The organism is Streptococcus sp. HMSC067H01 (assembly GCF_001814775.1).
Lineage (GTDB): Bacteria > Bacillota > Bacilli > Lactobacillales > Streptococcaceae > Streptococcus.
Map to the genome: position 1 here is coordinate 129545 of NZ_KV817792.1, position 11716 is coordinate 141260.

At 40.6% G+C, this 11716-nt stretch carries 8 protein-coding genes and 1 pseudogene; 2 read left to right on the forward strand and 7 right to left on the reverse strand.

The window, feature by feature from the left end; genetic code table 11:
• The 7 genes and pseudogenes from HMPREF2987_RS05550 to HMPREF2987_RS05580 form a co-directional block, all read right to left on the reverse strand.
• A pseudogene (locus tag HMPREF2987_RS05550) lies at nucleotides 1-343 on the reverse strand (tagatose-bisphosphate aldolase); the annotation flags it as partial.
• A 13-nt stretch (nucleotides 344-356) separates the two neighbouring features.
• Entirely contained in the window at nucleotides 357-1520 is a 1164-nt protein-coding gene (locus HMPREF2987_RS05555) for an SIS domain-containing protein (RefSeq protein WP_075229686.1), read from the reverse strand.
• A 118-nt stretch (nucleotides 1521-1638) separates the two neighbouring features.
• Nucleotides 1639-2043, reverse strand: coding sequence for a PTS sugar transporter subunit IIA (locus HMPREF2987_RS05560; RefSeq protein WP_075229687.1), 405 nt, complete (start codon nucleotides 2041-2043; stop codon nucleotides 1639-1641).
• Nucleotides 2044-2046: 3 nt separating this feature from the next.
• Nucleotides 2047-2868, reverse strand: a complete 822-nt coding sequence (locus HMPREF2987_RS05565; RefSeq protein WP_075229688.1) for a PTS system mannose/fructose/sorbose family transporter subunit IID — start codon at nucleotides 2866-2868, stop codon at nucleotides 2047-2049.
• Nucleotides 2855-3760 (reverse strand): PTS mannose/fructose/sorbose/N-acetylgalactosamine transporter subunit IIC, encoded by a 906-nt coding sequence (locus HMPREF2987_RS05570; RefSeq protein WP_075229689.1) that lies wholly within the window; start codon nucleotides 3758-3760, stop codon nucleotides 2855-2857. Before HMPREF2987_RS05570 ends, HMPREF2987_RS05565 begins: the two co-directional genes overlap by 14 nt.
• 26 nt (nucleotides 3761-3786) lie before the next feature.
• Nucleotides 3787-4263, reverse strand: a complete 477-nt coding sequence (locus tag HMPREF2987_RS05575; protein WP_075229690.1) for a PTS sugar transporter subunit IIB — start codon at nucleotides 4261-4263, stop codon at nucleotides 3787-3789.
• A complete protein-coding gene (locus HMPREF2987_RS05580) occupies nucleotides 4260-6047 on the reverse strand; it encodes a glycoside hydrolase family 35 protein (RefSeq protein ID WP_075229691.1) in 1788 nt (595 codons plus the stop codon). The genes HMPREF2987_RS05575 and HMPREF2987_RS05580 overlap by 4 nt, the downstream gene beginning before the upstream one ends.
• 326 nt (nucleotides 6048-6373) lie before the next feature.
• Between HMPREF2987_RS05580 and HMPREF2987_RS05585 the strand changes: the two genes are divergently transcribed.
• Together HMPREF2987_RS05585 and HMPREF2987_RS05590 are read left to right on the forward strand one after the other, a co-directional pair.
• A complete protein-coding gene (locus HMPREF2987_RS05585; protein ID WP_075229692.1) occupies nucleotides 6374-7090 on the forward strand; it encodes a GntR family transcriptional regulator in 717 nt (238 codons plus the stop codon).
• 272 nt (nucleotides 7091-7362) lie between these two features.
• Nucleotides 7363-11715: a G5 domain-containing protein gene (locus HMPREF2987_RS05590; RefSeq protein WP_083312418.1), complete on the forward strand. Its 4353-nt coding sequence runs from the start codon at nucleotides 7363-7365 to the stop codon at nucleotides 11713-11715.
• The last annotated feature ends 1 nt before the right edge of the window (nucleotide 11716 follow it).

The following is an 11716-nucleotide window of genomic DNA, read 5'->3' on the forward strand; positions in this document are numbered from 1 at the left end:
ACCAAACATCCAAGCAGTCTGGCAAACGTTTTGTGCTTGTTGTATCGTATCCAGTTTTTTCATAAGCAAGGAGAAGACCTGCATTTGGATCAAGAGCTTTAGTCGCTGGAAGTCCGTACTCAGGATCAAGAAGCATTGATGAAGCGTATTTTGTCAATTCATCTGCTACCAAGACTTTAAGTTCTTCCATTTGAGCTACTGTTGGCTCTTCTGTTTGGTATTGAGCCATAAGGCGTTTCAAAGCACCACGTTGGTCAAAAGCAAGAGCTGAGATGATACCATTTTCATCAGAGAGTTTTTGCATACAAGCAAGTTTATTTGGGCTTAATTTTAATTTACTCATAACTTTATCCTCTTTATTTAAACTCATGGATGATAACACCTTGAACTACACGGTTTACAGTACCAGTAGGAGATGGTGTATCTGGTCTATTACCAACTTTAAGCGAAGTTAAGAGCGAGAACAGTTGACCATAAATGATGTAAGGGAAGACACGGTATACATCATTCAAGACACCGCCACATCCAAGAGCTACTTCCTTAACATTTTCAAGGCCGAAGGTCTGATCACTCAAAAGCACTACGCGACGAGCAATTTGGTCGCCTGCAACTTCACGAACCAAGTCCAAATCATACTTGCGAGTGTAGTCTGTGGTTGAACCAAATACCAAAACAACTGTATCTTCATTGATCAAAGATTTTGGACCATGACGGAAGCCAACTGGGCTTTCATACATAGTCGCTACTTGACCAGCAGTCAATTCCAAAATTTTAAGCTGTGCTTCATGAGACAGACCAAAGAATGGGCCCGCACCTAGATAAATCACTCGGTTAAAGTCTAGGTCAACCAACTCTTTGACATCTGCCACATTGTCAAGAACTTTGCGAGCTAAACTAGATAGCACGTCGAAACGTTCAGCTTTAACAGCAAAGTCTGTCGGATCAAATACCAAGAGCGCTGTCAACATCATTGAAGTGAAGCTCGATGTCATAGCAAAGCCAGCATCGTTGGAAGCAGCTGGTTGCAAGAGCAAAAGGTTGCGGTCATCACCATGCGCTTGGAGAGCCAATTTCCCTTCAGCTGCACATGTGATGGTAACTTGATAAAGCTCATCAACCAAAGCCTTGGCCAAGTCAACTGTTGCCACACTCTCAGGTGAGTTCCCGCTACGCGCGAATGATACTAAAACAGTTGCCACATCTTTTTTCAAATAAGTTTGTGGGTTTGCTACGATATCAGTTGTCGCGATAGCATTGAAATTCCATTTACGTTCATCATAAACTTCCTTGAAGTAAGGAACTAGAGTATCACCTACATAAGCAGAAGTTCCAGCACCAGTTAGGATTACTTTGATATAGTCATGCTTATCTGCAATTCCTTGCAAGAAGGCTGCAATTTCATCACGTCGTGCTTGATAAGCTTCAAAAGCTTCTTTCCAAACGTCTGGTTGTTGGTAGATTTCGCGAGTTGTGATTTCTGCCCCCAACTCAAGCAATTCTTCTTTTGTATAATCTAGCATTGAGTTCCTCTAATCTATTATTATATTGTTTTTTATCTAAAATATGGGAATGGGAGTAAGCCCCATTCCCATTTATATTCTATGAAATGTGTTCTAACAGTATTTCAGTTATTACACCTTATTCATCTTCATCGTCATCGAAGCCAGCCAATAAATCATTAACTTTGACAATGCTTTCTGAAGCACGATTTTTATAATCTGCATCAGCGCCAGTAAGGCTTGCATTGATAAATTCAATAACCATTGGAAGATTCATTCCTGCATAAAGTTCGATGTCACGACCTTCCATAATCAGACGGCTCACCACATTACATGGTGTTCCACCAAGGAGGTCAGCAAAGACTAGGAAATCATCCAAACCTTCGACAGCAGCTTCAAATTTCGCAGTGAAATCTTCTGGTCCATCTTCTGGAAGAAGAGCTACTGCATGAATGTTGTCTTGTGGACCCATAATCATTTCTGTGCTACCTTTAAGTTCTTCACAGAAACGTCCATGGCTTACTAAAATCAATGATTTACTCATAAATTATGCGCCCATTCCAAGTACAAATTTACCGATGAATGAAAGTCCAACTGCAAGAGCAATGATGATACCGATTGCTTTAGTTGAGTTCATACCTTTCTTACCAAGCAACCAGAAGATGAATGCTGTGAAGATTGCTGGAAGCAAGCGTGGGAAGATTGAGTTCAAGATATCTTGGAAGTCAATCATTTTCTCACCGATTGGCAATTTGTATGAAATTTCAAAGTTGATCATTGTTGCTACAAGAGCACCCATCATGAACACACCAAGTACAGATGCAGCTTCAATCAAAGCTGTCAAAGTGCTTTGCATGTTGTTGATAAGGTTAACCCCTTCTTTGTATGCAAATTCCAATTGTTTCCAACGGAAGATGTCATACGCTACTGCAACTGCGATCCAAAGGAAGATACCCCAAGGTTGACCAGCGATAGCCATTGTTGCAGCGATAGATCCCATGATAGCAGGTACAAGTGAACCAAAGATTGTATCTCCAAGAGGAGCGAATGGTCCCATCAAACCTGTTTTGATACCGTTAACCGCATCTTTTGAGACAACGCCATCCTTTTCTTCCATGGCAAGGTCAAAACCAGCGATGATTGTGTGGAAGAATGGTGAAGTGTTGAAGAATTGAGTATGAACTTTCATCATTTCTTTCAACTCAGGAGTTCCATCTCCATACATTTTACGCAATTGTGGCAAGATCATGTAAAGGTAACCTGATGCTTGCATACGTTCGTAGTTCCATCCCAATTGGAAAGTGAACAAGCTACGTTTGTTAATTTGATTAAAATCTTCTTTTGTTAATTTGTAATTAGAATTCGTCATCTTCAATTTCCCCACTTTCTGACGGTGTAGAAGGTGCTGCTACAGCAACTTTCTGGCTGTTCTTGAAGTGAACAACTGCAAGGAAGATACCTACGATAGAGATACCGATCATAGACAATCCTTTGAAGTTGTTAGCGAAACCGATAGTTTCTGCAACTTCAGCAGGAAGAGTGCCAATGATACCAGCAACTGCTCCACCAAGACCTGTTACGTATGAGTAAAGAACAGTCAACATAGCTGTCAAACCGAATCCCATAGCAAGGTAGTGAAGGTTACGTTTAACTGGAAGGTAACGAAGCAAGATAGCGAATCCAAGACCTGGAAGCATACGACCTGCAAGAGTCAAACCGTCTGCAACCCATTGGAATTCTTTAACAAGGTTTACAACTGCTTGTACGAATTCTCCACCAAAAGCAAGGGCGAAGAATACTGGAAGGGCACGAGAAGCAGCCCATGGAAGCGCACCAAGAAGGTAGTTACGTTCGATTGCTTTATAGTCAAAGCGTTCGATCGCAGCATCAATACGGTGTGCGAAGAATGTAGTAGTCATACGACCAAGTACGTCGAAGTAAGTCAAAAGTGCCGCTACTGGTACAGCGATTGTAGTGATCGCAAGATCTGTTTCGATACCTTGTGAAACTGAGAAAGCTGTCGCAAGAACCGCACCAGAAGTTGCGTCGATACGAGAAGCACCACCGAAGGTACCTACCCCAAGGACAAACAACTGCAAGCTACCACCGATAAACAAACCAGTTGTCAAATCTCCCATGATCAAACCAGTAATGAAACCAGCGAATACAGGGGAACCTGCAGAAGAAACGATCGTCAACTCATCACAGATTTGATAAGCTGAGTACAGAGTGAGAAGTAAAATTTGCCACCATTGTATCATAACAATGACCTCCTAAAAATTTTTTCCTATTTTAATAAGCTCAAAAAGTCTGAAACTGGATCATTTGGAACCATTTGAGCAGTAAGTTTAACACCTTTTTCCGCCAATTTGTGGAAATCTTCTACGTCTTTATCTACAACGTTGATTGAACGTGTGATAGAACGAGTTTCTGGTGTTTGAGACATGTTGCCGACATTGACTGTTTCAAGCGGTACGCCTGCTTCAACCAAACCAAGGAAACGGTCAGGTTTGCGTGCTACAATCAAGAGACGTTGGCTGTCATATTTGCCAGCAAGGATATTCGTTGCCGCTTTATCAACCGGCAAGATACTAAGTTTTACACCTGGTGGTGTTGCAAGTTTCAATCCGCTCTTCTCAACGTCATTGTTCACAACCTCATTGTCAACGACCATGATACGTGAAACATTGAGTTTAGCAGACCAAAGATTGGCTACTTGTCCGTGGATCAAACGTCCATCGATACGGCATCCTACAATTGTCATAAGTTTTCCCCCTTTATGTGTTTTAGTGTAGGTTTACGAGTTAAATGTATGTGCTCTTTATGATCCCCTTCAGTTTCAAAGATAATGATGCGGTTAGCACCTTCTTTGAGATAGCTGTGTGGAATATAAAGCGATAAGGTTGGACCAACATTCCAGAAACGGCCTAGATTACGGCCATTGACATAGGCAATCCCTTTGCCAAACTCAGATAGTTCTAAGTAGGTGTCCTTGGGCTCCTTGACTTCAAAGTCAAAGGCGTAAAAGGCAGGTTGTCCTTCTGTCCATCCTTTTGAAAAATCAATCTTTTCAGGATTATCAAGTGGAAGCGGATAATGTTCCCAGTTAAGCATAAAGTGTAGGTCTTTGCAGATACCAGTACGAATTCCTTTTCGTTGTGTATCTGCTAGGAACTTATGCCCGTAATTGACACGTCCCATGTTTTCAATAAGGATGTCAAATCTAGAGAGCGCTTTCTTTTCTCCTTGATAGAAGATATCTTCTCCAATTTCAGTTTGGTACTGAGTTGAGACCCATTTCCCATCTACGAATAGCTGAGCTCTATCGCGTCCATCAATGATGCGGATGCGTTCTTCCTCTGCGTCCCAGCTAGCTTCTGTACGATAGAGAAGGTAGCCGTAACTTTGTCCCAACTCTTCCATTTTCTTAGGATAGAGACTTTCAGTTGGACTTGTTAAACTATCTAAGGTTTCAAATAGAGAAACTTTCTCAACCAGTGGAATATTTTCAACTTCCATGCTTTCTTTGTAAAGCGGTTCTAATTGTGGATACTCAGGATAATAAGTAGCCATCATTTCTTTAACTGCCATGTATTTAGCAGTTGGATTTCCAGCTTCATCAAGAAGAGCATCATAATCATAAGATGTTACTTGTGGTAAATCGATGGTTCCTCGAGCTGAACAACCATTCATAAAACCAAAGTTGGTTCCACCGTGGAACATGTAAAGATTGATAGAGCCTTGCTCTAGAACCTCGTGAACAGCTTCTGCCAACTCTTCTGAATCACGTGTGATGACTGGCTCTTTCCAACGATTAAACCACCCATCCCAGAATTCCATACACATGAGTGGCCATTTCTTACCATACTCATCAAAGAACTCTTGCATTTGCGAGAAGTTGAAGTTAGCTTTCGAGCCAAAGTTCCCTGTTACAAAGAGATCATCTTCGATCAAGGTTCCAGCTTTCAAAGTAGCTCTCCATGGTCCATCAGATGTAAAGAGCGGACAAGTAACTGAACGTTCTTCCATCAATCGGCGAATCTCACGCAAGTATGTCTTGTCTTCACCATAGGAACCGTACTCATTTTCAACCTGCATCATGAGGATGTTACCACCATTATCCAACAATCTTGAAACAAGACGTGGAAGTAAATGATCGTAGTAGCGTCCTACCATTTCTACATAGGCTGGATCAGAGGAACGGATTCGCATGTCTTTATTTAAAAGCCATGCTGGTAAACCACCGAACTCCCACTCTGCACAGATGAAAGGAGATGGTCGTACAATAGCATACAAGCCTAAATCCTGAGCTGTCTGAAGAAATTTGTCAATATTAAGATTGCCTTCAAAATTGAAGTTTCCTTCAGTTGGCTCATGCAAATTCCAAGCAACGTATGTTTCAACAGTGTTGAAACCTAAAGCCTTGAGATTGTATAATGAATGATACCAGTCATCTTCAGGAATTCTAAAATAATGAATGGCACCAGATAAAATTTTGAATGGTTTCCCATCTAGGTAAAAATCATCCTCAATTTTAAATCTTGTCATTTCACCACCCCATACTTTTCCGTTTGCGCTTTCATTTGTTGTTATATTAAATAATAAACCAATGAAGCCATCTTGTCAATAGATTTTTAAAAAATTATTTAAAATTTTTCTTTTTTTTACTGAATTGTTTTCTAAAATTCTTCAAAAAAAGTTTTTTATATTAAATTTTTTCCGCCTAAATGACTTGATTTCATGAATTTTTAATGGTAAAAAATATATAAGTCAATCACTTAGTCTATTATTTTATATTTTTATACTATAATACTATCATTTTCAAACTAATTATGGTAGAATCAAAATGGAGAAGGAAAAAATGAGGTGAAAATATGGCAATTCCAAAGTATCAATATATCAAAGATGAATTGAAAAACAAAATCATTTCAGGTCAATTCGCTAGTGGAGATAAGTTCTACACTGAAGCAGAATTGATTGCAATGTATGATGTAAGTTCAATCACTGTTGTTCGTGCCTTAAATGACCTTGCTAAAGACGGCTATATTGTCCGCCAACAAGGAAAGGGAACCTTTGTGGCTCGCGCACGCAAGCACAAACTTGTAGAATTTTCTGATGTAGAAATCTTCGAAACGAAAGATGATAAAGTCACTGTTCTTTCTATTGAACGTGGCAACAATCTTAACTACTTAGAAAAATTAGGGTTGCGTGGCGATCAATTTTATTACAAAATTGAACGTATCCGTGAATCAAACGGTGTTACTTACATTTACCACACATCTTATATCCCTGAACAATACATCAATGCAAACTATCCAGATCTAGAATATTATAGTTCTATCTATAATCGTTTCAAATTAGACTACCACATTCATATGAATGACGAGCATTTTGAAGAAATCAATGAAATTGTATTTCCAACTCCAGAACATGCTGCTTCTATCCTAGGAATCGACTCTCAGTTCCCAACTGTTCTCCAAACCAAGACAACTAAGCTTGAGTCAACTGGTCAAGTGTTGGAATACATTGAGACCTATAAACGTTCTGATTTCTATAAGATTAAGTTTATTTCATGTGATCGTGATCACTAAACATTAAAAAGTAAGTCTGAGACATTTGGTCTCGGACTTTTCTGTTTTTATGCTAGCTGAGATTTCTCACGAAAAATTACCCAACAAGTTTAAACTATAATTTGGAGTAATTTTACTAAAAAGAGAGTTAAAAACTAAAACGACTCTAATTTAAGTACTTCTTATATTTTTTATAGTTATTTCCCTAAAAAGCTTGACTTTACTAGATTCAGATAATACAATGGATTTAGTTTTGTGAAAACGCTACCAAAAAATAACAGGGAGGTTACTTAATGAAACCAGAAAACAAACAGCGTTTCTCTATTCGTAAATACGCAATCGGAGCAGCTTCTGTATTGATCGGCTTTGCCTTTCATGCTCAGGCAGTTGCTGCTGATGGAGTCGTTCCAACAACAGAGAATCAACCTACTCTTCAAGCCGCAGGAGAGGCGTCTCCACAGGCAAGTGAGGAAAAACTTGCGGAAGATCCTTCAACAGAAAATGCTACTCCAGTTGCTCCTGCAACAACTACTGAAGCTCCAAAAGTTGAAGTTGCTCCTGCACCTGCCGTAGCAGAACCAGTCACAGCAGAAGAAACTCCAGCTAAGCCAGAAGTTACTGAAGAAGCTAAGGAAGAAGACAAAAAAGTTTCTAAGGTTGAAGCTCCTGTAGTCGCTACAGAGCGAGCAGCTCAAGTCAATGAAAAACTGGCTAAAAAGAAAATCGTTTCTATTGATGCCGGGCGTAAATACTTCTCTCCAGATCAACTGAAAGAAATCATCGACAAGGCAAAACACTATGGCTATACTGATCTTCACCTTTTGGTTGGAAATGATGGCTTGCGCTTTATGCTTGACGATATGTCTCTAACTGTTGGTGACAAGACTTATGCCAGCGATGATGTCAAACGTGCTGTCGAAAACGGAACTAATGCCTACTACAACGATCCAAATGGTAATCACCTAACTGAAAGCCAAATGACCGACTTGATTAACTATGCTAAAGATAAAGGTATCGGCCTTATCCCAACAGTTAACAGTCCTGGTCACATGGATGCTATCCTCAATGCCATGAAAGAACTTGGTATTGAAAAACCTAACTTCAACTACTTTGGCAAAGAATCAGAACGTACTGTTGACCTTGACAACGAAAAGGCTGTGGCCTTTACAAAGGCCTTGATTGATAAATACGCAGCTTACTTTGCTGGTAAGTCTGAAATCTTCAACATCGGTTTGGATGAGTACGCTAATGATGCTACTAATGCCAAAGGATGGAGCGTTCTTCAAGCCTATAAATGGTATCCAGAAGATGGATTTCCAGACAAGGGTTATGACAAATTCATCGCCTACGCTAACGACCTAGCTCGTATCGTTAAATCTCACGGTCTTAAACCAATGGCCTTCAACGACGGTATCTACTATAATAGTGATACAAGTTTTGGTACCTTTGATAAAGATATCATCGTGTCTATGTGGACTGGTGGCTGGGGTGGTTACGATGTCGCTTCTTCTAAGTTACTAGCTGAAAAAGGACATGAAATCCTCAATACTAACGATGCTTGGTACTATGTTCTCGGCCGTAATGCTGATGGACAAGGTTGGTACAACCTTGATCAAGGTTTGAATGGTATTAAGAGTACACCAATTACTTCCGTTCCAAAAACTGAAGGAGCTGATGTCCCTATCATCGGTGGTATGGTAGCTGCTTGGGCTGATACTCCATCTGCTCGCTACTCTCCATCTCGTCTCTTCAAGCTCATGCGTCAATTCGCAAACTCAAATGCTGAATATTTCGCTGCTGACTACGAGTCTGCTGAACAAGCTCTTAAAGAAGTGCCAACTGACCTTAGTCGCTATACAGCAGAAAGTGTTGCTGCAGTTAAAGATGCTGAAAAAGCCATCCGTTCTCTTGATAGCAACCTTAGCCGTGCTGAACAAGATAGCATTGATCAAGCTATCGCAAAACTCCAAGAAGCTGTTGCTAACTTGACCTTTACTCCAGAAGCTCAAAAAGAAGAAGATGCCAAACGTGAAGTTGAAAAACTTAAGAAAAACAAGGTTATCTCAATCGATGCTGGACGTAAATACTTCACTCTAGACCAACTCAAACGTATCGTAGATAAAGCCAGCGAACTTGGTTACTCTGACCTTCATCTCCTCCTTGGAAATGATGGACTTCGCTTCCTACTTGACGACATGACCATCACTGCAAACGGTAAGACCTATGCAAGTGACGATGTGAAAAATGCCATCATTGAAGGAACAAAATCTTACTACGATGATCCTAATGGAACTACTTTGAACCAAGCCGAAATCACTGAGCTTATCCAGTATGCTAAAAGCAAAGGTATTGGACTAATCCCAGCTATCAATAGCCCAGGTCACATGGATGCTATGCTTGTTGCTATGGAAAAATTAGGCATCGCAAACCCTCAAGCTAATTTTGACAAGGTTTCAAAAACAACTATGGACCTTGAAAACGAAGAAGCAATGAACTTTACAAAAGCTCTTATCGGCAAGTACATGGACTTCTTTGCAGGTAAAACTAAGATCTTTAACTATGGTACAGATGAGTATGCCAATGACGCTACCAATGCTCAAGGTTGGTACTACCTCAAGTGGTATGGCCTCTACGGTAAATTTGCTGAGTACGCTAATAGCCTAGCTGCCATGGCTAAAGAAAAAGGCTTGCAACCAATGGCCTTTAACGATGGCTTCTACTACGAAGATAAGGATGATGTTGAGTTTGATAAAGACGTTATCATCTCTTACTGGTCTAAAGGATGGTGGGGTTACAACCTTGCGTCTCCTCAATATCTAGCAAGCAAAGGTTATAAATTCCTTAACACGAATGGAGATTGGTACTACATTCTCGGTCAAAAACCAGAAGATGGTGGCGGCTTCCTCAAGAAAGCTATTGAAAATACTGAAAAAACTCCATTTAACCAGCTAGCTTCAACTAAATACCCTGAAGTTGACCTACCTACTATTGGTAGTATGCTAGCTATCTGGGCTGATAGACCAAGCGCTGAATACAAGGAAGAAGAAATCTTTGAACTTATGACTGCTTTTGCAGATCACAACAAAGACTACTTCCGTGCTGACTACAAAGCACTACGCGAAGAACTTGCTCAAATCCCTGAAAACTTAGAAGGATATAGCACAGAAAGCCTAGACGCTCTCAAAGCTGCTAAAGAAGCTCTTAACTACAATCTTAACCGTAATAAACAAGCTGAGTTGGATGCCCTCGTAGCTAATCTTAAAGCAGCTAGACTAGGTCTTAAATCAGCCGCAACTCACTCAGGAAGTCTTGATGAAAGCGAAACTCCTGCTGCTGTTGAAAACCGACCAGAACTTCTCGTTAAGACAGAAGAAATTCCTTTTGAAATCGTTAAGAAAGACAATCCTAACCTCCCAGCAGGACAAGAAAAAGTCATCACTGTCGGTGTCAAAGGAGAACGTACTAAGTATCTTTCAGTTGTGACTGAAAATGGCAAGCAGACAGAAACTGTTCTTGAAAATCAAGTAACGAAAGAAGCTGTCAATCAAGTGGTTGAAGTTGGAACTCCAGTCACTCACGTAGGAGATGAAGAAGGAGTTGCTCCTGTTGCAGATGCAAAACCACGTGTTGTCATCGAGGACGAAGAAATTCCATTTACAACCATCACTCGCGAGACTCCTTCGCTACCTAAGGGACAAACTCGTCTAGTAACTGCAGGTGTGAACGGTCGTCGTAGCCATTTCTACTCTGTGACTACTGCTGCTGATGGATCTGAAGTTAAAACATTGGTTACTAGTGTTGTCGCTCAAGAACCAGTCGCTCAAGTGATCGAAGTTGGTAACCCTATCACTCATCTTGGTGATGAACATGGTCAAGCAGCTATCGCTGAAAACAAACCAAGAGTTGACATCCAAAATGAAGAAATTCCATTTACAACCATCACTCGTGAAACTGATGCATTGCCTAAGGGACAATCTCGTATCGTGACTGAAGGTGTAAACGGTCGTCTAAGTCATTTCTATTCTGTAACTACGGCTGCAGACGGAACTGAAGTTAGAACATTGGTTACAAGTGTCGTAGCGCAAGAACCTGTTGCTCAAGTGATTGAAGTGGGGAACCCTGTCACTCACCTTGGAGATGAAAAAGGACAAGCTACTATTGCTGAAAACAAACCAAGAGTTGACATCCAAAATGAAGAAATTCCATTTACAACCATCACTCGTGAAACTAATCAATTACCTAAAGGACAATCTCGTATCGTGACTGAAGGTGTAAACGGTCGTCGTAGCCACTTCTACTCTGTGACTACTGCTGCTGACGGAACTGAAGTTAAAACATTGGTTACAAGTGTCGTAGCGCAAGAACCTGTTGCTCAAGTGATTGAAGTGGGGAACCCTGTCACTCATGTTGGTGATGAACATGGGCAAGCTGCTATCGCCGAAGAAAAACCAACACTAGAAATCCCAAGCGAGCCAGCTCCAGCAACTGTTCCTGCTGAGGAAAACAAAACTCTTCCTCAAGGTCCAGCTCCTGTGGCAAAAGAGAAAAAACTACCTGAAACAGGAACTCAAGGCTCAGAATGGTTAATTGCTACTGGCCTTATGTCAGCTCTCACAGCTTACGGACTTAGCAAGAAAAAAGATTAAA

Coding starts and splice junctions, on each gene's coding strand:
- HMPREF2987_RS05580 (WP_075229691.1), bottom strand. CDS start 6,047: ATGACAAGATTTAAAATTGAGGATGATTTTTACCTAGATGGGAAACCA.
- HMPREF2987_RS05555 (WP_075229686.1), bottom strand. CDS start 1,520: ATGCTAGATTATACAAAAGAAGAATTGCTTGAGTTGGGGGCAGAAATC.
- HMPREF2987_RS05575 (WP_075229690.1), bottom strand. CDS start 4,263: ATGACAATTGTAGGATGCCGTATCGATGGACGTTTGATCCACGGACAA.
- HMPREF2987_RS05565 (WP_075229688.1), bottom strand. CDS start 2,868: ATGACGAATTCTAATTACAAATTAACAAAAGAAGATTTTAATCAAATT.
- HMPREF2987_RS05585 (WP_075229692.1), top strand. CDS start 6,374: ATGGCAATTCCAAAGTATCAATATATCAAAGATGAATTGAAAAACAAA.
- HMPREF2987_RS05560 (WP_075229687.1), bottom strand. CDS start 2,043: ATGAGTAAATCATTGATTTTAGTAAGCCATGGACGTTTCTGTGAAGAA.
- HMPREF2987_RS05570 (WP_075229689.1), bottom strand. CDS start 3,760: ATGATACAATGGTGGCAAATTTTACTTCTCACTCTGTACTCAGCTTAT.
- HMPREF2987_RS05590 (WP_083312418.1), top strand. CDS start 7,363: ATGAAACCAGAAAACAAACAGCGTTTCTCTATTCGTAAATACGCAATC.